General features: G+C 69.0%; 20 protein-coding genes. 15 read left to right on the top strand and 5 right to left on the bottom strand.

Going from position 1 to position 21,489, the window contains the following annotated elements; genetic code table 11:
• Positions 1 to 4: 4 nt before the first annotated feature.
• Complete coding sequence (locus tag ACVN9Z_RS09285; protein ID WP_020925435.1) at positions 5 to 628, bottom strand: TetR/AcrR family transcriptional regulator; 624 nt, start codon at positions 626 to 628, stop codon at positions 5 to 7.
• A gap of 199 nt (positions 629 to 827) precedes the next feature.
• On the opposite strand from ACVN9Z_RS09285, the gene ACVN9Z_RS09280 reads away from it, so the two are divergent.
• Together ACVN9Z_RS09280 and ACVN9Z_RS09275 are read left to right on the top strand one after the other, a co-directional pair.
• Positions 828 to 1,799, top strand: coding sequence for an NAD(P)H-dependent flavin oxidoreductase (locus tag ACVN9Z_RS09280; RefSeq protein ID WP_049055011.1), 972 nt, complete (start codon positions 828 to 830; stop codon positions 1,797 to 1,799).
• On the top strand, positions 1,796 to 2,536 hold the full coding sequence (locus tag ACVN9Z_RS09275; RefSeq protein WP_024067558.1) for an enoyl-CoA hydratase-related protein: 741 nt from the start codon (positions 1,796 to 1,798) through the stop codon (positions 2,534 to 2,536). Before ACVN9Z_RS09280 ends, ACVN9Z_RS09275 begins: the two co-directional genes overlap by 4 nt.
• Positions 2,537 to 2,651: 115 nt before the next feature.
• Here ACVN9Z_RS09275 and ACVN9Z_RS09270 read toward each other — a convergent pair whose 3' ends face one another.
• Positions 2,652 to 3,485, bottom strand: coding sequence for an enoyl-CoA hydratase/isomerase family protein (locus tag ACVN9Z_RS09270; protein ID WP_020925438.1), 834 nt, complete (start codon positions 3,483 to 3,485; stop codon positions 2,652 to 2,654).
• A gap of 90 nt (positions 3,486 to 3,575) precedes the next feature.
• Here ACVN9Z_RS09270 and ACVN9Z_RS09265 point away from each other — a divergent pair, with 90 nt between their 5' ends.
• The 3 genes from ACVN9Z_RS09265 to ACVN9Z_RS09255 all read left to right on the top strand — a co-directional run bounded on the left by ACVN9Z_RS09265 (position 3,576) and on the right by ACVN9Z_RS09255 (position 6,905).
• Entirely contained in the window at positions 3,576 to 4,445 is an 870-nt protein-coding gene (locus ACVN9Z_RS09265) for an NAD(P)H-hydrate dehydratase (RefSeq protein ID WP_353630928.1), read from the top strand.
• A 121-nt stretch (positions 4,446 to 4,566) separates the two neighbouring features.
• Positions 4,567 to 4,800: a hypothetical protein gene (locus tag ACVN9Z_RS09260; RefSeq protein WP_006386792.1), complete on the top strand. Its 234-nt coding sequence runs from the start codon at positions 4,567 to 4,569 to the stop codon at positions 4,798 to 4,800.
• Between the two features lie 491 nt (positions 4,801 to 5,291).
• Positions 5,292 to 6,905 (top strand): ABC transporter substrate-binding protein, encoded by a 1,614-nt coding sequence (locus tag ACVN9Z_RS09255; protein ID WP_006386791.1) that lies wholly within the window; start codon positions 5,292 to 5,294, stop codon positions 6,903 to 6,905.
• 80 nt (positions 6,906 to 6,985) lie between these two features.
• Here ACVN9Z_RS09255 and ACVN9Z_RS09250 read toward each other — a convergent pair whose 3' ends face one another.
• Positions 6,986 to 7,900, bottom strand: coding sequence for a LysR family transcriptional regulator (locus ACVN9Z_RS09250; RefSeq protein ID WP_024067556.1), 915 nt, complete (start codon positions 7,898 to 7,900; stop codon positions 6,986 to 6,988).
• A gap of 166 nt (positions 7,901 to 8,066) precedes the next feature.
• Here ACVN9Z_RS09250 and ACVN9Z_RS09245 point away from each other — a divergent pair, with 166 nt between their 5' ends.
• The 9 genes from ACVN9Z_RS09245 (at position 8,067) to ACVN9Z_RS09205 (ending at position 18,376) form a co-directional block, all read left to right on the top strand.
• On the top strand, positions 8,067 to 9,503 hold the full coding sequence (locus tag ACVN9Z_RS09245; RefSeq protein ID WP_421721649.1) for a M20 family metallopeptidase: 1,437 nt from the start codon (positions 8,067 to 8,069) through the stop codon (positions 9,501 to 9,503).
• Positions 9,504 to 9,556: 53 nt separating this feature from the next.
• Positions 9,557 to 10,528 (top strand): M14 family metallopeptidase, encoded by a 972-nt coding sequence (locus ACVN9Z_RS09240; protein ID WP_060720791.1) that lies wholly within the window; start codon positions 9,557 to 9,559, stop codon positions 10,526 to 10,528.
• A 64-nt stretch (positions 10,529 to 10,592) separates the two neighbouring features.
• Positions 10,593 to 12,233: an ABC transporter substrate-binding protein gene (locus ACVN9Z_RS09235; RefSeq protein WP_053499006.1), complete on the top strand. Its 1,641-nt coding sequence runs from the start codon at positions 10,593 to 10,595 to the stop codon at positions 12,231 to 12,233.
• 50 nt (positions 12,234 to 12,283) lie between these two features.
• A complete protein-coding gene (locus ACVN9Z_RS09230; protein WP_006392551.1) occupies positions 12,284 to 13,261 on the top strand; it encodes an ABC transporter permease in 978 nt (325 codons plus the stop codon).
• Between the two features lie 5 nt (positions 13,262 to 13,266).
• A complete protein-coding gene (locus ACVN9Z_RS09225) occupies positions 13,267 to 14,184 on the top strand; it encodes an ABC transporter permease (protein ID WP_006386785.1) in 918 nt (305 codons plus the stop codon).
• A gap of 129 nt (positions 14,185 to 14,313) precedes the next feature.
• A complete protein-coding gene (locus ACVN9Z_RS09220) occupies positions 14,314 to 15,297 on the top strand; it encodes an ABC transporter ATP-binding protein (RefSeq protein ID WP_006386784.1) in 984 nt (327 codons plus the stop codon).
• Positions 15,294 to 16,304 carry an ABC transporter ATP-binding protein gene (locus ACVN9Z_RS09215; RefSeq protein ID WP_053499008.1) on the top strand — a complete coding sequence of 337 codons (1,011 nt, stop codon included), beginning with the start codon at positions 15,294 to 15,296 and terminating at the stop codon, positions 16,302 to 16,304. The genes ACVN9Z_RS09220 and ACVN9Z_RS09215 overlap by 4 nt, the downstream gene beginning before the upstream one ends.
• Before the next feature lie 5 nt (positions 16,305 to 16,309).
• Positions 16,310 to 17,215: a prolyl oligopeptidase family serine peptidase gene (locus tag ACVN9Z_RS09210; RefSeq protein ID WP_026385153.1), complete on the top strand. Its 906-nt coding sequence runs from the start codon at positions 16,310 to 16,312 to the stop codon at positions 17,213 to 17,215.
• A gap of 33 nt (positions 17,216 to 17,248) precedes the next feature.
• Positions 17,249 to 18,376 carry a M20 family metallopeptidase gene (locus ACVN9Z_RS09205; RefSeq protein ID WP_458213351.1) on the top strand — a complete coding sequence of 376 codons (1,128 nt, stop codon included), beginning with the start codon at positions 17,249 to 17,251 and terminating at the stop codon, positions 18,374 to 18,376.
• 84 nt (positions 18,377 to 18,460) lie between these two features.
• On the opposite strand, the gene ppk2 is transcribed toward ACVN9Z_RS09205, so the two are convergent.
• Positions 18,461 to 19,381 (bottom strand): polyphosphate kinase 2, encoded by a 921-nt coding sequence (ppk2, locus tag ACVN9Z_RS09200; protein WP_006386780.1) that lies wholly within the window; start codon positions 19,379 to 19,381, stop codon positions 18,461 to 18,463.
• Between the two features lie 157 nt (positions 19,382 to 19,538).
• Between ppk2 and dapD the strand changes: the two genes are divergently transcribed.
• On the top strand, positions 19,539 to 20,519 hold the full coding sequence (gene dapD, locus ACVN9Z_RS09195; protein ID WP_006386779.1) for a 2,3,4,5-tetrahydropyridine-2,6-dicarboxylate N-succinyltransferase: 981 nt from the start codon (positions 19,539 to 19,541) through the stop codon (positions 20,517 to 20,519).
• Positions 20,520 to 20,548: 29 nt separating this feature from the next.
• Here dapD and ACVN9Z_RS09190 read toward each other — a convergent pair whose 3' ends face one another.
• Positions 20,549 to 21,481 carry a GlxA family transcriptional regulator gene (locus ACVN9Z_RS09190; protein WP_346507125.1) on the bottom strand — a complete coding sequence of 311 codons (933 nt, stop codon included), beginning with the start codon at positions 21,479 to 21,481 and terminating at the stop codon, positions 20,549 to 20,551.
• Positions 21,482 to 21,489: the final 8 nt, after the last annotated feature.

Below are 21,489 nucleotides of genomic sequence, written 5' to 3'. Positions count from 1 at the left end.
GCGCTCAGGGGCGCATGCCGCCAACCAGTAAATCGAAATAGCCGGCGGCGATGGTCTCGGCGCTGTCGCCCTGGCCGGGCTTGTACCAGCGCACCATCCAGTTCAGCATCGACAGCACGGCGCGGCCGGTGGCGGGCACGTCCAGCGGCCGGAACGCGCCTTCGGCCACGCCCTGCGCGATCAGGTCGCGCAGGCGCTTCTCGTAGCCGTCGCGCAGCCGGGCGGCGTCCTCGCGCTCGGGCAGCGCCATGCCGGAATAGCCGATCAGCATGGTGACGAACTCGGCGTGGTGCTGCTCGAAGTAGCGGGCGTGGCCGACCATGAAGGCGCGCAGGCGGGCGGCGCCGCCCTCGGCGCGCGCCACGTCCTGGCCGACGCTCTGGTTCAGGCCATTGAGCACCGCCAGGATGATGGCGTCGTAGATGTCCTGCTTGGTGGTGAAGTAGTGATAGATGGCGGCCTTGGACACGCCAATGGCGGCGGCCAGGTCCGACACCGAACTGCCGTCGTAGCCGCTGCGCGCGAACAGCTTGGCGGCTTCGGCCAGGATGCGTTCGCGCGGCGCCGCCAGGGTCGGCGGGCGGCCGGCGCGGGCGCGTTTGGTGGCGGGGGCTGCGGAAGTCGCCATGAGGGAACCTGGTGAGGCGGCGTCGAGGCAGGCAATGCCGGACCGCGGGCGGTCCCGTTCCATTGACAGCGGTTCGGCGCTTGCCGTTAAATAAAGATTAATTAATTACCGGACGGTCGGTAGGTAATTGTAGGCACATCCCTTTCCGCCATGCAAGCGCGGCTTGGGCGCTCAACCCGAAACCACACGTGACGCCGTTATGCCCCACTCCCTCGTGACAGATCTGTATGGCCAGATGTCCCTGCCGGTCATCAGCGCCCCCATGTTCATCGTGTCCAACCCGAAGCTGGTCGTCGCGCAATGCACGAGCGGCATCGTCGGTTCGTTTCCGGCGCTCAACGCGCGTCCGCAGAGCCTGCTGACCGACTGGCTGGACGAGATCCAGGCGGGGCTGGCCTCGTACCGCGAGGCCAATCCGGGCGCCACCGTCGCGCCCTACGCCGTCAACCAGATCATCCACCAGTCCAACGACCGGCTCGAACAGGACCTGGCGGTGTGCGCCAGCCACCGCGTGCCGCTGATCATCACCAGCCTGCGCGCGCCCGGCGACCTGGTCAAGGGCATCCACGACTGGGGCGGCAAGGTGTTCCACGACGTCACCACCATCCGCCACGCCGAAAAGGCGCTGGAAGCGGGCGTGGACGGGCTGATCCTGGTGTGCGCGGGCGCGGGCGGCCATGCCGGCACGCTCAGCCCGTTCGCGCTGGTGTCCGAAGTGCGCCGCTTCTACGACGGCCCGCTGATCCTGTCGGGCGCCATCACCTCGGGCGCCCAGGTGCTGGCCGCGCTCGCCATGGGCGTGGACTTCGCCTACATGGGCACGCGCTTCATCGCCAGCGAGGAAGCCAACGCCAGCGAAGGCTACAAGTCCGCCATCGTCGAGGCCAGCGCCTCGGACATTCTCTACACCCCGTTCTTCACCGGCATCCCCGGCAACTACCTGAAGGCCAGCATCGCCGCCGCCGGCCTCGATCCGGCCAACCTGCCGCAGCCGGACAGCGGCGCCTCCAATTTCGGCTCCAGCCGCGTCAAGCCTTGGAAGGACATCTGGGGCGCGGGCCAGGGCGTGGGCAACATCGGCAGCGTGCAGCCGACGCGCCAGATCGTCGACACGCTGCGCCGCGAGTACGCCGAGGCCAAGACCCAGCTGGCCGCCAGGACCTTCGCATGAGCGCCGGGCTGCGGGTCACGCGCGACGGCGCGGTGCTGACGCTGGTGATCGACCGCCAGGACCGCCGCAACGCGCTCGACACGGCCACCTACGCCGCGCTGACCGAACAGCTCGCGCTGGCCAGCGCCGACACCAGCGTGTCGGCGGTGATCCTGGCCGGCGCCGGCGAACACTTCACCGCCGGCAATGACCTGCGCGACTTCCAGGCCGAGCGCGGCGCCGGCGACAGCGCCGGACTGACCTTCCTGCGCGCCCTGACGCAGGCCGACGTGCCGGTCATCGCCGCCGTAGAGGGCTACGCCATCGGCATCGGCGTGACGCTGCTGCAGCATTGCGACTTCGTCTACATCGGCGAAGGCGCCACGCTGCGCATGCCGTTCGTGGCGCTGGGCCTGTGCCCGGAGGGCGCGTCCAGCCTGCTGATGCCGCGCCTGGCCGGCGCCCGCCGCGCCGCCGAATGGCTGTTGCAGGGCAAGGCGTTCTCGGCGCGGGAAGCCTGCGAGGCCGGCCTGGCCACCGCGGTCACCGCCAAGGGCGGCGCCCTGGCGGCCGCGCAGGCCACCGCCGCCAGCCTGGCCAAGCAACCGCCGGCCGCCTTGCGGCTGACCAAGGCCATGCTCAAGCGCCCGGAGCGGCAGGCGATCCAAGACACGCTCGATTACGAGGCGCAGCAGTTCCGCGCCCGTTTGCAGACGGAAGAGGCGCAGGCCGCGTTCGCGGCGTTCTTCAAGAAGTGAATCCGGCACGGCCGGGCGCCTTGCGCGCCCGCCGCGCCGCATGCGGTGCCTGGGCCGGCGCGCTTGGCCAGATCCCGCCCGGCGCGGGGCCGGACGCGGCCGGCAACCGCTCTTGTCAGAACGGCGAGTCGGGCCGGAAGTTCGGCGCCCGCCGCTCGCGCAGCGACTGCACGCCTTCGCGCACGTCGGGGCCGCCGAACCCCATGAATTCCAGCGCCAGCGACGTATCGAAGGTCGGGCCGGCCATGCGCAGCCAGTTGTTCAGCGAATACTTGGTCCAGCGGATCGCGGTCTGCGAGCCGGCCGCCAGGCGGTTGGCGACCTCGAAGGCGCGGCCGATCAACTCGGCCTCGTCCACGCACAGCGACACCAGGCCGATACGCTCGGCCTCTTCGCCGCTCACGGTTTCGCACAGCATCAGGTAGTACTTGGCGCGCGCCATGCCGCACAGCAGCGGCCAGACGATGGCGGCATGGTCGCCAGCGGTGACGCCCAGGCGGGTGTGGCCGTCGATGATGCGGGCATCGCGCGCGGCGATCGAGATGTCGGCCAGCAAGCCGGCCACCAGCCCCGCACCCACGGCGGCGCCGTGCATCGCCGACACGATCGGCTTGCTGCAGTTGATGATGTTGTAGACCAGATCGCGCGCCTCGCGCCAGACGCGGGTGCGCACGTCGAAGTCCTCGGCCATCTGCTGCACCAGGTCCAGGTCGCCACCGCCCGAGAAGCCCTTGCCCTCTCCGCGGATCACCACCACCCGGGTGTCCGGGTCGGTATCGATATCGCGCCAGATGTCGGCCAGCTCGCGGTGCATGCGGTCGTCGGCGGTGGACAGCTTGCCCGGCTTGCCGTCCTTGGAGCCCATGATCAGCTCCAGCACGCCGTTGGGATGGCGGCGCAGCTTGAGGGACTCGTAGGCGGAATAGTGTTCCAGCGTGATATCGGTCATCGTCGTCTCCGGTGGCGCGGGCGGAAGGCCGCGCGTTTTGGGGCACTATAGTGGATAGCCCCTGCCCCGACGATCCCGGAGCCTCAGCCCATGAACACCCCCGACTCCTCCTTTGCCGCCGAGATCCGCCGCGACGATCTGCCCGCCCTGTTCACCGCGCGCGGCCCGGACACCCACAAAGGCAGTTTCGGCACCGTCGGCGTGGTAGGAGGCGGGCGCGGCATGGAAGGCGCGGCGCTGCTGGCCGCGCGCGCCGCGCTCAAGACCGGCGCCGGCAAGGTGCTGGTGGGCTTCGCCCAGGACGCCGCGCCGCTGCCCTGCGATCCGCTGCAACCCGAACTGATGCTGCGCGACGCCCGCTCGCTGCTGGACGCGGACTGGGGCGTGACCGCCTGGGTCGCCGGGTGTGGCATCGGCACCGGCGCGACGGCCGCCAACGCCCTGTCGGAACTGTTCGTGCTACGCCACGGCGCGCCGCTGGTGCTGGATGCCGACGGCCTGAACCTGCTGGCCAACGGCGGCATCCGGCCCAACTGGGGCGACGGCCCGGTGGTCCTGACCCCGCACCCGGCCGAGGCCGGCCGCCTGCTGGGCCAGGACACCGCCCGCATCCAGGCCGACCGCGGCGCCGCCGCCCAGGCGCTGGCGCGGCGCTTCGGCGCCTGGGTGGTCCTGAAGGGCGCCGGCACGCTGATCTGCGCCCCCGACGGCACGTGGCGCCGCAACACCAGCGGCAACCCGGGGCTGGCCACGGCCGGAACCGGGGACGTATTGGCCGGCATGCTGGGCTCGTTGTTGGCTCAGCGCCTGCCCCTCGAGCAGGCCGTGGCCGGCGCGGTCTGGCTGCATGGCGCGGCCGCCGACGCCCTGGTGGCCCGGGGCATCGGGCCGATCGGGCTGACCGCGGGCGAGCTGGCGGATGCCGCCCGGGGCCTGCGCAACGGTGGACCGACAGCCTAAGTCCCCGGCGGCAAATACATTTTTACAACATACTAGGGTTTTCCCCTAAAAACGCGTTGCTTTTGATTTAGGGTTATCCCTATAATGGTTTACCCCAAGACGAAACGGACTGGAGAAAACCATGAGCGAACTGACCCTGAACCACACTGCCCGCCTGACCGACGCGCTGGAGCGCGACCTGCTCCGCGGCGCCCTCGAGAACCAACCGAATTCCCACCCGCTGACCAACCTGAAGAAGGCCGGCAAGTCGATCGCCGCCGCTGTCGCCGCCGTGTTCGCCTTCATCGACGAAGTGAACGAGTCGATGAACAAGGCCCGCGCCGCCAGCTCGCGCTTCTCCGGTTCGCAGTGGTAAGAACAGCCGTGCCGGACTGAGTCGCGACCGATCTCCCGCGATTCAGCCTGGCGCGCTGCCGCTGTGACGCCCGCCGCCGATGCGGCGCCCGTTGCATCGGACCCGGCGTCCGGGGCCTTTGGCCTTTCCCCTCACCGGGCGCCATCGCGCCGCGCCGGCCCCACTTGCGGGGCCCCGCGACGCCCTCCACGACGCAATTCCCCCGTCGCCCCAGTGCGAAGCCGTCCCGAAGCGGGACCGCCTCGAACTGGGGCGATTGGCATTTTTCGCGCGGCTTCGCCGGCTATTCCCCCTCTCGGCGTTTACCCTGACGTCGGCCCGGCGCGCATTGACAGCGCGCGAAGCCCCTACCGATAATCGGCCCCTTGCCGTCGTGCCTGGCGCCAAAAACACCGCAAGCCCCCCGGCCGACGTTGCGTTTCCCCGGTAGGCCCGCCCCTGTTCCGCGCCGCCAGCACGATCCGGTTCGTTCCCCATCCGGAGTTGTCACCATGAAGTTGCGCACCACCCTGGCCCTCGTGGCCGCCGCCATTCCCTTGGCCGCTGCCCAGGCCCAGACGCTGAAGATCGGCCTGTCCGCCGAACCCACCTCGGCCGACCCCCACTACCACAAGATGACGCAGAACGACGCGTTCTCCGCGCACGTCTACAGTTCGCTGGTAGGCCGCAGTGCCGACATGAAGCTGGTGCCCGCGCTGGCCACGTCCTGGAAGAACCTGGACGACCTGACCTGGGAATTCAAGCTGCGCGACGACGTCAAGTTCTCCAACGGCAAGCCGTTCACGTCCGAAGACGTGCTGTTCACGATCTGCCGCACGCTGAACAACGAGACCAACGTGTCGCAGTCCTACATGGACACGACCAAGCTGATCACCGACGTGCAAACGCCGGATGCGCACACCGTCATCATCAAGACCGGCGCCCCCTTCCCGCTGATGCCCGCCGAAATGGCGCGCTCGCTGCCGATCATCTGGAACGGCATCGTCGAGCACGGCAAGCTGACCTTCGACCCGAAGAAGGGTTGCGGCGTGACCGGCCCGTGGCCCACGGTGGCCGACTTCAACAACGGCAAGGACGCCATCGGCACCGGCCCGTACACCCTGAAGTCGTACGTCAAGGGCACCGGCATCGAACTGGTGCGCAACGAGAACTACTGGGGCCCGAAGCCCTACTGGAAGGAAGTGAAGTTCGTGCCGGTGCCGGCCGCCGGCCCGCGCCTGACCGGCCTGCTGTCGGGCGACTTCGACATGATCGAAAACCCCGCCGCGCGCGACCTGCAACGCCTGAAGGACAACCCCAAGTTCGGCTTCGTGGCCACGCCCTCGACCCGCCTGGTGTTCTTCCAGCCCGACGTGGCGCGCAACCCGAGCCCGTTCGTCAAGAGCGCCGACGGCAAGAACCCGCTGCAGGACCTGCGAGTGCGCAAGGCGATCTCGATGGCCATCGACCGCAAGACCATCACCGCCCGCATCATGGACGGCATGGCCACCCCGGCCTACCAGTTCATGCCCGACGGCATGTTCGGCGCGCTGCCCAAGGCCCCGGAAATCAAGTACGACCCGGAAGGCGCCAAGAAGCTGCTGGCCGAAGCCGGCTACCCCAACGGCTTCGAGCTGACCCTCTCGTCCACCAACGACCGCTACGTCAATGACGGCCAGGTGGCGCAGGCCGTGGCCCAGTACCTGGCCCGCGTCGGCATCAAGACCAACGTCGACGCCATGACCGCCTCGATCTACTTCCCCAAGCGCGCCAAGCGCGAGTTCAGCTTCTCGATGGGCGGCTGGCCGGCGGAAACGGGCGAAGCCTCGGCGCTGTTCCAGCTGTGGGTCGCCTCGCTCGACTCGCCCAAGAGCCTGGGCACCAGCAACTACGGCGGCTTCACCAACGCCGATTTCGACAAGGTCTACAAGCAGGCCATCGTCACGGTCGACGCGCCCAAGCGCGAGAAGCTGCTGCAGGAAGCCACCCAGATCGCGCTGGACAACGTGCCGCTGATCCCGCTGCACTTCGAAAGCAGCATCTGGGCCTTCCGCAAGGGCATCTCCTACGAAGGCCGCCGCGACCAGTTCACGCTGGCCACCTCGGTCAAGCCCGACGCCAAGTAATCCGGCGCGCGACATGAAAATGAAAACGGCTGCCCTCGGGGCAGCCGTTTTTGTTTGTGCCGGCGTCCGCGCGTCTTGCCTCAAGCGCCCGGGCCGTCCTCCAGCAGCACATCCAGCTCGCGCGACAGCAGGGCAATGAAGGCCTCCGTCTTGGACGGCAGCTGGCGCCCCTGCATGACGTGCAGCTGCAAGGTGCGCGACTGCAACTGCGCGTTGGAGATCGGCACCGCCACCAGTTCGTCGCGCTTCAGGCTCCAGGCCACCGAGATGTAGCCGCTGAGCATGATGGCGTCGGAGCCGAACACGAAGCCGTGCAGCGGCGACGAGTCGTTGCAGGTGAAGGTCGGTTCAAGCTGCACCGACTCCAGCAGGCAGCCCATCTCGAACAGATGCCGGGTGGTGGTGCCGGGGCCGGTCAGCGCCAGCGGGTAGCGGCCCAGTTCCTGCAGGCTGACGCTTTTGCGGCCGGCCAGCGGATGGCCCGCGGCCATGACGGCGTGTACCGGCGCGCGCCGCGAATAACGCACGCTGACGCCGCTGAGCCGCTCGACGTTGAAGGTCATGCCCAGCTCGACGCTGCCCTCGGCAACGCGGCGCGCGACGTCGGCCGGCGTGCCCACGTGCAGGTCGAAACGCACATCGGGCCAATCACGGCGGAACCGCGCCATGGCCGACGGCAGGAAAATGCGCGCCACGCCCTCCACCGCCGCCATGCGGATCTCGTTGCGCGCCATGCCCTTGAGCGCGGCGATCTCCTGCAGCACCGAGTCCGATTCAAGCAATGTGCGGCGCGCGTGGGCCAGCAGCAGTCGGCCGGCCTCGCTCAGCACCATGCCGCGCGCGGCGCGCTCGAACAAGGGCGCGCCCGCCTCTTCCTCCAGCTTGGCGATCTGCCGGCTGATGGCCGACACCGCCACGTGCAGGCGCTCGGACGCGCCGCTCAGGCTGCCCGCCTGGGCCACTTCGACAAAGTACCGCAGGGCGATGCCGTGCATGTTCGCGCCTCGTTGGGGGTGAATCCATGAAGGAGGAAGCTTTGCCTTTTTTGCAAGGCTTCCGATAAATATTCTAATTGTAGAGAAAGCTTCCCTGATCCTAGAATTTGCGCAACGATCCAGCCGGACGCCCCCCTGACGCGTCCGGCCAGAAAAGGGGAAGTCCGTGTCAGCAGCAATCCCGAGCGCCAGCCGCGCCGCGGCCATCGGCCGCGCGACCGCCTATGCCGAGAGCGGCGCCTTGCAGCGCGACCTGGCAACGCTGGTCGCCCATCGCACCGAAAGCCAGAAGCCCGACCAGCGCGAGGCGCTGTACGACTACCTGCGCGCGGCGATCGCGCCGCGCCTGGAAAGCCTGGGCTGTGCCTGGCGCGTCGAGGACAACCCGGTCGCAGGCGGCCCGCCGTTCCTGCTGGCGGAACGCATCGAGAACCCGGCCCTGCCCACCGTGCTGATGTACGCCCATGGCGACGTGGTGCGCGGCTACGACGAACAGTGGCGCGCCGGCCTGGCGCCGTGGCGCCTGACGGCCGAGGGCGATCGCTGGTACGGCCGCGGCACCGCCGACAACAAAGGACAGTACTGCGTCAACATGACCGCGCTGGAACAGGTGCGGGCCGAACGCGGCGGGCGCCTGGGCTTCAACCTGCGCATGCTGGTGGAATGCGGCGAGGAAGTCGGCTCGCCCGGCCTGCACCAGGCCTGCGCCGCCTGGCGCGAAGCGCTGGCGGCGGACGTCTTCATCGCCTCCGACGGACCGCGGCTGGCGGCAGACCTGCCGACGCTGTTCCTGGGATCGCGCGGCACGCTGCTGTTCGACCTGACGGTTGACCTGCGCGGCCACGCCCACCACTCTGGCAACTGGGGCGGCGTGCTGCCCAATCCCGGCATCATCCTGGCGAACGCGCTGGCCAGCCTGGTGGATTCGCGCGGCCGCTTGCTGGTTGATGGCCTGCGCCCCCCGGCCATTCCGGCCGCGGTGCGCCAGGCGCTGGCGGACATCCAGGTGGGCCAGGACGACGACGCGCCCGACGTCGACCCGGACTGGGGCGAGCCCGGCCTGTCGCTGGCCGAACGCCTGTTCGGCTGGAACACGCTGGAAGTGCTGGCCTACAAGACCGGCAACCCCGACAACCCGGTGGGCGCGATCCCGCCACGCGCCAGCGCCACCTGCAACCTGCGCTTCGTGGTCGGCACCGACTGGCGCCAGGCCGAGGGCATCCTGCGGCGGCACCTGGACGCGCGGGGCTTGCAGCAGGTCAATGTCCGCGTGCGGCGCGGCACGCCGGCCACCCGGCTGGACCCGGATGATCCGTGGGCGCGCTGGGCCGTGGCCTCGCTGGCCGCCACCACCGGCAAGACTCCAGCGCTGCTGCCCAACCTGGGCGGCACGGTGCCCAACGACGCTTTCTCGGAAGTGCTGGGGCTGCCCACCATCTGGGTGCCGCATTCCTATCCCGCCTGTTGCCAGCACGGCCCCGACGAACACCTGCTCGCCTCCGTGGCGCGCGAAGGCGCGGCGGTGATGGCCGGCCTGTTCTGGGACCTGGGCGAACAGGGCGCGGCCGTGGCCGCGCAACGCGAGCGCCTGACCGCCACCTGACCGCCTTCGGGCGCCATCCCTTATACAATCCCCCTCGCTTGATCGGAGTTCCCATGTCCTCGTCCCCTACCGCGTCCCGTCCGCGCCCCTTTTTGCTCGCCTGTCCGGATCTGGCGGCCGAGCGCGTGGGCAACACGGATACCCCCGGCGTCTGGCATTTCGACTCCGGCGTGCCGGGCAAGCGCGTGATGCTCAGCGCCCTGGTCCACGGCAACGAGCTGTGCGGCGCCTGGGCCCTGAAGGACGCGCTGGGCGCCGGCCTGCGCCCGCGCCGCGGTTCGCTGACGCTGGCGTTCTGCAACCTGGCCGCGTTCGACCGCTTCGATCCGGCCAACTACGCGCCGGCGCGCTTCGTCGACGAAGACATGAACCGGGTCTGGAGCGACGACAAGCTGGCCCAGCCCATCAGCCAGGAACGCCGCCGCGCCGCCGCCATCCAGCCCTGGGTGGCGCAGGCCGACTGGCTGCTGGACTTCCACTCGATGAGCAATTCCGACGTGCCGCTGCAACTGACCGGCATGGAACAGCGCAACATCGACCTGGCCCTGTCGCTGGGCAACCCCGCCACCATCATCGCCGACGCCGGCCATGCCGCCGGCGTGCGCATGCGTGACTACGGCCGCTTCGGCGAGGCCGGCGACAACGGCACCCGCTCGCTGCTGATCGAATGCGGCTTCCATGGCGCGCCCGAGGCGCGCGGCGTGGCGCTCGACCAGATGGCGCGTTTCCTGGTGGCGGCCGGCACGGTGGACGAGGCCGACCTGCCCGCCGCCTGGTTCGCCCCCCAGGCCAGCGCCCAGCGCGCGCTGCGCGTGACCCACGCGATCGCCGCCAAGAGCGCCGACTTCCGTTTCGCCGAGCCCTGGAAGGGCCTGGAGACGCTGGCGCGCGCCGGCAGCGTAATCGGCTGGTCCGAGGGCGAGGCCGTGACCACGCCCTACGATGATTGCGTGCTGATCATGCCGTCGACCGCCAACCTGCGGGCCGGCGTCACCGTGGTCCGGCTGGCCCAGCCCATCGTCTGATTCTTCGCGCGGCGCGCCCTCGATGGCGCGGCGCCTCATATAAAAAAACACCAAGGGAAGCAGCATGTCCGCAAACGTTTTCATTCGCAGCGCGTTATCGACCTGTACGCTGGCGGCCGCCCTGGCCGCTGGCGCCATGGCCCAGGCCCAGTCGGCCCCGCAGACGCTGCGCATCGGCCTGTCGTCCGAACCCACGGCGATGGACCCGCACTACCACCAGGTCACGCCTAACGACGCGATGACCTCGCATATCTTCGAGACCCTGGTCGGCCAGGACGCCAAGATGAACCTGGTGCCGCGGCTGGCGACCGCCTGGAAGGCGGTGGACGACACCACCTGGGAATTCACCCTGCGCGACGGCGTGAAGTTCTCCAACGGCCAGCCGTTCACGCCCGATGACGTGATCTTCACGCTGTGCCGCGCGCTGCACAACGAACAATCGATCGGCGGCTCGTATGCCAGCGTGGTGCAGAAGCTGGCCAGCATCGACGTGCGCGACGGCAACGTGCTGGTCATCAAGACCCACCTGCCCTACCCGCTGCTGCCCAACGACCTGACCCGCAACGCCATGCTGTGGAGCGGCATCGTCGAGCATGGCCCGATTCGCTTCGATCCCAAGAATGGTTGCGGCGTGACCGGCCCCTGGCCCACCATCAGCGACTTCAACAGCGGCAAGTCCGCCATCGGCACCGGCCCGTACACGCTCAAGTCGTACGTCAAGGGCAGCGCCATCGAGCTGGCGCGCAACGACGCCTACTGGGGCGACAAGCCGGCCTGGCCGAACGTGCGGCTGATTCCGGTGCCGGCCGCCGGCCCGCGCCTGACCGGCCTCCTGGCCGGCGACTTCGACCTGATCGAGAACCCCGCCGCGCGCGACGTCAAGCGCATTTCGGAAACGCCGGGCTTCGGCTACGTCATCACGCCGTCGGTGCGGGTGGTGTACTTCCAGTTCGACGTGGCGCGCAGCCCCAGCCCGATGGTGCGCGCCGCCGACGGCAAGAACCCGCTGCAGGACGTGCGCGTGCGCCGCGCCATTTCGATGGCGATCGACCGCAAGGCCATCGCCGCCCGCATCATGGACGGCGCCGCCACGCCGGCCAACCAGTTCCTGCCCGATGGCATGTTCGGCACGCTGCAACCGCCGCCAGAACTGAAGTACGATCCGGCCGCCGCCAAGAAGCTGCTGGCCGAGGCCGGCTACCCGGACGGCTTCGAGCTGACCATCTCGTCCACCAACGACCGCTACATCAACGACGCGCAGATCTCGCAGGCCGTGGCCCAGTACCTGTCGCGCGTGGGCATCAAGACGACCGTGGACGCCATGACGCGCTCGGTCTACTTCCCCAAGCGCGCCAAGCGCGAGTTCAGCTTCGCCATGGGCGGCTGGTCGTCGGAAACCGGCGAAGCCTCGTCGTTCCTGCAGTACTGGGTCAGCGCCTTCGACAAGGAGCACGGCCTGGGCACCAGCAACTACGGCGGCTATGACAATCCGGCCTTCGACAAGGTCTTCAAGCGCGCGCTGACCACCGTCGATCCGGCGGTGCGTGAGAAGCTGCTGCAGGAATCCCTGACGCTGGCGCTGGCCGACCTGCCCAGCATTCCGCTGCATTTCGAAAGCAGCATCTGGGCATTCCGCAAGGGCCTGGCGTACGAAGGCCGCGCCGACCAATACACCCTGGCCATGTCGGCCAAGCCCGCCAATTAAGATCGCCGTTTGCGGCGCCTGCAACCCCGAGCCCACCAAGGAAATATCACGTGGCCCTTTTCATCCTACGCAGACTGATCCAGAGTCTGTTCGTGCTGCTGGCCGTCTCGGTCGTGGTCTTCTTCGCGGTGTATGCCGTGGGCGACCCGATCGAGCTGCTGGTCAGCCCCGAAGCCAGCCAGGCGGCGCGCGAGGCGATGATCGCCCGCCTCGGCCTGGACCTGCCCGTGTGGCAGCAATACACAGGGTTCCTGTGGCGCGCGCTGCACGGCGACCTGGGCACCTCGTTCGTGCACGGCATCCCGGCCATCGAGTTGATCGTGCAGCGCATCCCCGCCACCTTCGAACTGGTGATCGTGGCCATCGGCCTGACCTGTGTGATCGGCATTCCGCTGGGCCTGGTGGCCGGCCTGTACCGCGATGAGCCCCTGGGCCGCGGCATCATGGCCTCGTCGGTGCTGGGCTTCTCGCTGCCCAACTTCTGGCAGGGCATGATGCTGATCCTGCTGTTCGCGGTGTGGCTCGGCTGGCTGCCCGCCACCGGCCGCGGCGACACCGTGACGGTGCTGGGCGTGCGCCTGTCGATCCTGACGGCCGACGGCTGGTCGCACCTGATCATGCCGGCCATCAACCTGGCGCTGGCCAACATCGCGCTGGTGCTGCGCCTGACCGCCTCAGGCGTGGTCGAGGCCCGCAGCCAGGACTACGTGAAGTTCGCGCGCGCCAAGGGCATCAAGCCCGGCCGCATCGTGCGCCGCCACATCCTGCGCAACATCCTGATCCCGGTGGTCACCGTCATCGGCATGGAATTCGGCAGCCTGATCGCCTATTCCACCATCACCGAAACCGTGTTCGCGTGGCCCGGCATGGGCAAGCTGCTCATCGACAGCGTCTACCAGCTCGACCGGCCCGTGGTGGTCGCGTACGTGATGCTGGTCACCCTGATCTTCGTGGTCATCAACCTGGTTGTGGACATCCTGTACGCCGCGCTCGATCCGCGCGTGCAGCTCGTGACCCCCGCTCAATAATCGCCATGGCTCAATCTCCCAATACCGGCCGCACCCGTACCGTCCAGCCCCTGGCCGATACGCCCAAGCGCGCCTCGATCCTGAAGAAACTGCGGGCCCGCCCGACCGTGCGCGGCTCGGTCATCGCGCTGGCCATCCTGGTGCTGCTGGTGGTGTTCGCGCCCTACTTCGCGCCGCAGAACCCCTATGACCTGGCCAACCTGTCGCTGATGGACGGCCGCCTGGCGCCGCGCCAGGCGCTGATGGACGGCAGCATCGCCTGGCTCGGCACCGACGACCAGGGCCGCGACATGCTCAGCGCCATCCTGTACGGCCTGCGCATCAGCCTGATGGTGGGCCTGTCGGCCGTGATGCTGGCCACCGCCGTGGGCGGCGCGGTCGGCCTGGTGGCCGCCTATGTCGGCGGCCTGGTCGATACCGTGCTGATGCGCATCGTCGACTTCATCCTGGGTTTCCCGACCATCCTGGTGGCGCTGGTGCTGCTGGTGGTGCTGGGGCGCGGGGTCGACAAGGTGATCCTGGCGCTGGTGCTGGTGCAGTGGGGCCACTATGCCCGCATCATGCGCAGCCGCGCGCTGCAGGAACGGCGCAAGGAATACGTCGAGGCCGCCGCCAACCTGGGCTTCCCGGCCTGGCGCATCATGGTGTTCCACCTGCTGCCCAACTGCCTGGGCCCCGTCATGGTGTTCGCCACCATCCAGATCGCCACCGCCATCGCGCTGGAAGCGACGCTGTCGTTCCTGGGCGTCGGCGTGCCGATCACCGAACCCTCGCTGGGCCTGCTGATCTCCAACGGCTTCCAGTACCTGCTGTCGGGCGACTATTGGATCAGCCTGTTCCCGGGCATTGCGCTGCTGTTGCTGATTCTCTCCATCAACATCGTGGGCGACCGCCTGCGCGAAAGCCTGGACCCGAGGAAATGACCCACCCCCGAAGCGCTTCGCGCTCCCCCCTCAAGGGGGCATGCCAGCGGACCGGCGGAGCCGGCTCCGCGGCATCCCGATTGGGCAAGGCCTCTGCATGCTTGGCGGCCGGTGCAATGGACAAATGATATGAATGACACGCTTCTAGAAGTGCGCGGCCTGCGCACCGCATTCCATACCGAGGCCGGCGCCTGGCTGGCGGTCGACGGCGTCGACCTGACCGTGCGCCGCGGCGAGATCGTGGGCCTGGTCGGCGAGTCCGGCTCGGGCAAGTCGGTCACCGGCTTTTCACTGCTGGGGCTGATCGATCCGCCCGGGGAAGTCGTCGACGGCGAAGTGAAGTTCAAGGGCAACGACTTGCGCAAGCTCTCCGAAGAGCAGATGCGCCAGTTGCGCGGCAACCGCATCGCCATGATATTCCAGGACCCGCTGATGACGCTCAATCCGGTGCTGCGCATCGGCGAGCAGATGATGGAGGCCATCCTGACGCACGAGGACGTGCCGCGCGCCGAAGCGCTGGAGCGCTGCCGCGAGGCGCTGGCCATGGTCGGCATCCCGTCGCCGGAAAAGCGCCTGAAGAGCTACCCGCACGAATTCTCGGGCGGCATGCGCCAGCGCGTGGCGATCGCCATCGCCATGCTCAACAAGCCCGACCTGATCATCTGCGACGAACCGACCACGGCGCTGGACGTGACCATCCAGGGCCAGATCCTGTACCGCATGCAGGAGATCTGCCGCGAGCACAACACGGCGCTGATCTGGATCACCCACGACCTGGGCGTGGTGGCCGAGCTGGCCGACCGCGTCGCGGTCATGTACGCCGGCCGCATCGTCGAGAGCGGCCCGGTCGAACAGGTGCTGGACGCGCCGCGCCATCCTTATACCCGCGGCCTGCTGGACTCGATGCCTGGCGCCACCACGCCGGGCGCGCGCCTGCACCAGATCAACGGCATGGCGCCCAGCCTGGCCGGCCGCCCGTCGGGCTGTGCCTTCCGGCCGCGCTGCACCCACGCGGTCACGCGCTGCACCGAGCAAGCCCCCACCGTTACCACCGAAGGTTCGCGCAGCTATCGCTGTTACGTCCCGATCGCCCGCGAGGCCGAGCAAGCATGAGTCAAGCCGATACCCCTGTCATCGAGCTCAGGAACGTCCACAAGCGCTTCGAACAGCGTCCCGACCTGGCCCAGCGCATCCTGGCCCTGGGCGGCCGCCCGATCGACCGCCGCACCGTGTATGCCGTCAACGGCGTCGACCTGCGCATCGGCCGCGGCGAAGTCGTCGGCCTGGTGGGCGAGTCCGGCTGCGGCAAGTCCACCCTGGGCCGCGTCGTCGCCGGCCTGCACCGCCAGACCGAAGGCGACCTGCTCTATCAAGGCCAGGATGCCCGCCGCCTGCGCGGCGCCGACAGGCTGGCCTACACGCTGGGCGTGCAGATGATCTTCCAGGACCCACAGGCCTCGCTCAATCCGCGCCAGCGCCTGCGCCAGATCCTGGGCGAATCGCTCAAGGTGCACAAGCTGGCGCCGCCGGCCGAGATTCCCGCGCGCATCGACCAGGCCCTGAAGGAAGTGGGCCTGGACACGGAATACCGCGATCGCTTCCCGCATCAGATCTCCGGCGGCCAGCGCCAGCGCATCGGCATCGCCCGCGCGCTGATGGTGGCGCCCAAGTTCCTGGTGTGCGACGAACCGGTGGCGGCGCTGGACGTGTCGATCCAGGCGCAGGTGATCAACCTGTTCATGGACCTGCGCGAGCAGCACGGTTTCACCTACCTCTTCATCAGCCACGACCTGGGCGTGGTGCGCCACATCTCGGATCGCGTGGCTATCATGTACCTGGGCAAGATCGTCGAGATCTCCACCTCGGCCGAGATCTTCGCGCGCGCCAACCATCCGTACACCCAGGCCCTGATGGCCGAGGTGCCGGACGTGGCCCGCCGCGGCCGCAAGTTCACGCCGATCAAGGGCGAGATCCCGTCGCCGCTGAACCCGCCGTCGGGCTGTACCTTCAACCCGCGCTGCCCGCACGCCATGCCGCGCTGCCGCGAGCAGGCGCCGACGCTGAAGGAAATCTCTCCGGGCCACTGGTCGGCCTGCCACCTGAACGAAGCCACCGCCTGAACGCCATGAAACCCTCTGACATGTCCAACGTGGACCGCATCGCCATCGAAATGGGCCATGCCGGCCGCAACGCCATCACCTATATCGACGAGGATCGCAATTCCGATCGCCCGTTCAAGCTGCAGACCTACCGCCCCTACGGCTACACCCCGGACCGCCCGGTGGTGATCGTGCAGCACGGCGTGCTGCGCAACGGCGACGAATACCGCGACTTCTGGGTCGAGGCCGCCGACAAGCACAAGCTGCTGATCGTGGCGCTGACCTTCTCCAACGAGATCTGGCCGGGCGTGGAAAGCTACAACAACGGCCGCGTGTTCTCGGCCGGCGGCAACCCGCGCCACATCGACGGCTGGACCTATGCGCTGGTCGGCAACGTGATCCGCGACATGATCGCGGCCGAGATCACCGATGGCGAGAACGTCTACCTGTTCGGCCACTCGGCCGGCGGCCAGTTCGTGCACCGCCTGATGAGCAGCCAGTCGCACGCGCCGTTCAAGGCGGTGACCGCGGGCAACCCCGGCTGGTACACCCTGCCGACATTCGATTATCCGTTCCCCGAAGGCATGGACGGCGTCGGCCTGACCGAAGACCACCTGGTCAAGCTGCTGGCCTATCCGATGACCATCCTGGCCGGCGACCAGGACATCGCCACCGACGACCCCAACCTGCCGTCGGAACCGGCCGCCATGCGCCAAGGCCCGCACCGCTTCGCCCGCGCCCACAACTACTTCGAGGCCGGCCGCAAGGAAGCCGAGCGCCGCGGCGTGCCGTTCAACTGGACGCTGCAGGTGGTGCCCGGCATCGGCCACGACGGCCGCGCCATGTCCGCGGTCTGCGCCAGCCTTTGGTTCGAGGGCGGCATGCCGAGCGACGCCGAGCTGGCGCGCCTGGCCGGCCAGCAGGTCGCTTGAACGTTCCCTTTCATTCCCGCTAGCAGAATCGCCATGTCCACTTCCCGCACTGAACAACTCGTCGCCGGCATCCAGAGCTGGCTGCAATGCGAATCGCCCTCGAACTTCCCCGACGGCATCGCCGCCATGGCCCGCATCATCGCCGACTACGCCGCCGCGGCCGGCCTGACGGTGGAACTGTCGTCGCTCGGCCCCGCCACCGGCCCGCTGCTGTACGCCACCAACCGCGCCGCTAGCGACACCCGCCCCGGCATCCTGATCCTGGCGCACATGGACACGGTGCACCCGGTCGGCACGCTGCTGGAGAACCCGGTGCGCATCGACGGCGACCGCCTCTACGGCCCCGGCAGCTATGACATGAAGGCCGGCATCTACCTGGCGCTGACCGCCCTGGCCGGGGTCGCCCGCCCCGGCGCGACGCAACTGCCGGTGGACTTCCTGGTGGTGCCCGACGAGGAAACCGGCAGCCACGCCTCGCGCGCGCACATCGAGCGTTTCGCCGCCAACGCCAAGTACGCGCTGGTGTGCGAACCGGCCCGCCCGAACGGCGGCAAGTGCGTGACGGCGCGCAAGGGCACCGGCATGCTGAACCTGAACGTCAAGGGCCGCCCGGCCCATGCCGGCATGCAGCACGAGAAGGGCCGCAGCGCGATCCGCGAAATGGCGCACCAGGTGCTGGCGCTGGAAGCGATGACGGACTACGAGCGCGGCATCACCGTGAGCGTGGGCACCATCGCCGGCGGCACCGTGACCAACACCGTGCCGGCGCTGTGCCGCTGCGTGGTGGACTTCCGCGTGCCCGACATGGGCGCGGCCGAAGACGTGCTGCGCCGCATGCGCGAGCTGTGCGCGGTGGGCCCGGACGTGGAACTGGACATCGACGTGGAACTGAACCGCCCGCCGATGGTGAAGACCGAGGAAGCCGCCGCGCTGCTGGCGCTGGTGCAGGGCTACGCGGAACGCGCCGGTTTCCTGCTGGAAGACGCGCCGATGACCGGCGGCGGCAGCGACGCCAACTTCACTTCGGCCATGGGGATTCCGACGCTGGACGGCCTGGGCGCCGATGGCGACGGCGCGCACACGCTGAACGAGTACATCCTGGTATCGACGCTGGAACAGCGCCTGAAGTTCTGGGAGCTGCTGTTGAAGGAACTGGCGTAACGCCGGTCCGATGAAGCGGCGGGCCGTGGCCACGGCCCGCCCGCATCACGCGCCCGCGCGGTGCGCAGCGCGGGCGGCGCCCGCCTAGTACTTCTCCGGCACGAACATCTCTTCGGGCACCGGATGGCGCAGGTAGTCCTCGTGATGGACGCGTTCGGGCAGCACCACGTCGGCATGTGACACCGCCTGGTAGGGCACCTGTTCCAGCAGGTGGCTGATGCAGTTCAGCCGCGCCTTCTTCTTGTCGTCGGCGCGCACTACCCACCAGGGCGATTCCGGAATGTGCGAGCGCTCCAGCATGACTTCCTTGGCCTGCGTGTAGGCCTCCCAGCGGCGCCGGCTTTCCAGGTCCATCGGGCTGAGCTTCCATTGCTTGAGCGGATCGTCGATACGGCTCTGGAAGCGCGATTCCTGTTCATTGTCCGACACCGAGAACCAGTACTTGATGATCTGGATCCCGCTGCGCACCAGCATCTTCTCGAATTCGGGCACCGAACGGAAGAATTCCTCGTACTCGGCATCGCTGCAGAACCCCATCACGCGCTCCACCCCGGCCCGGTTGTACCAGCTGCGGTCGAACAGGACGATCTCGCCGGCGGCGGGCAGGTGCGCGGCATAGCGCTGGAAATACCATTGCGTGCGTTCGCGCGAGGTCGGCGCGGGCAGCGCGGCCACCCGGCACACCCGCGGATTCAGGCGCTGCGTGATACGCTTGATGACGCCGCCCTTGCCGGCCGCGTCGCGCCCTTCGAACAGCACCACCAGGCGGTGGCCGCCATGCATCACCCAATCCTGCAGCTTGACCAGCTCGCCCTGCAGCCGCAACAGCTCGCGAAAGTACAGCCGCCGCTGCGCGTGCCAGCTGTCGCCGCCGGCGGCGCCATTGCCCACCCGCCAGTCGTCCAGTTCCATCTCCAGCTCTTCGTCCAGGCTATCGATCAGGTCTTCCTGCAGGCGCATTTGGCGCTGCAACGCATCCGTATCGCGTTCGAGCCCATTCTCCATGGCGGCCTCCCATTGTCGTTTCAGTCGTCGGCGCACGCGCCGTGCGCCCGGATCTGCGCTAGGGTGGCTGGCGAATGTGACAGGCGATCAAGGCCCCTGCCCGCGGTCAACTGGCCCTAAAATGTTCGCCGAGAGAGGCCCAGCAGAAAAACACGCCATGCAAGAAAACCCCGCAAGCAGCGCCATCGCCTACGGCCTGGCCACGATCGCCGCCGACGGCGCCATCCTGGACACCTGGTATCCGCGCCCGTCCCTGGCCGACCACACGCCGGCGGGCGGAACCCGGCACCTGACGCCGGAGGAAGCCCGCGCGGCGCTGGGCGAGTACGTGCCCACCTCGCTCGGGCGCGACACGCGGCGCAAGGTCGACATCGTCGCCGTGCGCACCGCCATCGCCTCGCTCGACGCCCCGCCCGCCGACGCGCATGACGCCTACCTGCGGCTGCACCTGCTCAGCCATCGGCTGGTCCGGCCGCATGGCGTCAACCTGGACGGGCTGTTCAACGTGCTCGCCAACGTCGCGTGGACTTCGGCCGGGCCGTGCGCCGTCGACCAGGTCGAGGCGCTGCGCTGGCAACTGCGCGCCACCGGGCAGGTCCTGGAAATCCGCGGCGTCGACAAGATCCCGCGCATGACCGACTACGTCGTGCCCGCCGGCGTGCGCATCGCCGACACCGCCCGCGTGCGGCTCGGCGCGCACCTGGCGGCCGGCACCACCGTGCTGCACGAAGGCTTCTGCAACTTCAACGCCGGCACCCTGGGCGCGTCGATGGTCGAAGGCCGCATCAGCGCCGGCGTCATCGTCGACGACGGCACCGACATCGGCGGCGGCGCCTCCATCATGGGCACCATGTCCGGCGGCGGCAAACAGGTCGTGGCGATCGGCAAGCGCTGCCTGCTGGGCGCCAACTCCGGCATCGGCATTTCGCTGGGCGACGACTGCGTGGTTGAGGCCGGCTGCTACATCACCGCCGGCACGCGCGTGCTGACGCCGGAAGGCGCGGTGGTGAAGGCCGTGGAGCTGGCCGGCCAGCACGGGCTGCTGTTCCGCCGCAACTCGCAGACCGGCGCGGTCGAGACGCTGGTGCGCACGGCGGCCTGGGGCACCTTGAACCCGGCGCTGCACACGGGGCACTGATCGGGCGGGCCCGCGGCGCGGCGCCGTCGTCAGGCGTGCAGCAACCGCCGCATCGCCTGCGGCGACTGGCCGAACGCGCGCAGAAAAGCCTTGCGCATGCGGTCGCGGTCGCCAAAGCCGGTTTCGCGCGCCACCACCCCGGCCGCGTGGCGGCCGGACTGCATCATGTCCTGCGCCGCTTCCAGCCGCAGATGTTCCACCGCCTTGGCCGGAGACTGGCCCGTTTCCTGGCGGAACACGCGGCTGAACTGGCGCGGGCTCAAATGCGCGGCGCGGGCCAGTTCCTCCACCGACAATTCCGCCTTCAGGTTGGCCTTGGCGTAGGCCAGCGCCGTCTGCACCCGGTCGGACTTGGCATCCAGCTCCAGCAACGCCGAATACTGCGACTGCCCGCCCGCGCGGCGTTGCGTCAGCACCAGCTTGCGCGCCACGGCGCGCGCCATTTCCGCCCCCAGGTCCGCTTCCACCATGGCCAGCGCCAGGTCGATGCCCGCGCTCATGCCCGCTGACGTCCAGATCGGGCCGTCGGCCACGAAGATGCGGTCCTCGTCCACCTTGACGCGCGGGTACTCGCGTTGCAGGCGGCGCGCATAGAACCAGTGGGTGGTGGCGCGCCGGCCATCGAGCAGGCCGGCCTGCGCCAGCACGAATGCGCCGGTGCACATCGAGGCGCAGCGGCGCACCCGCCGGCTGGCGCCGCGCAGCGCGCGCAACAGGCTGTCGGAAGCGCCTTCGGCAGTGTTGTCGCCTGCGACGATCAAGGTGTCGAAGGTGCGTCGCCCCAGCCCGATGGTGTCCTGCGCGAACCCCAGCGAACTGGCCACGGGGCCGCCATGCTCGGACACCAGGACGACCCGATAGGCCGGCTCGCCGGTCTGCCGGTTGGCCATCTCGAAGACGGCGCTGGCCGCCAGGCTCATGAGCTGGAACCCAGGGTGCAACAGGATCGCGATGGTTTTCATGGCGGCGC

The organism is Achromobacter sp. KK8 (assembly GCF_054188005.1).
Note: the sequence above shows the minus strand (reverse complement) of the source record. Positions and strands in the feature narration are given on the sequence as shown.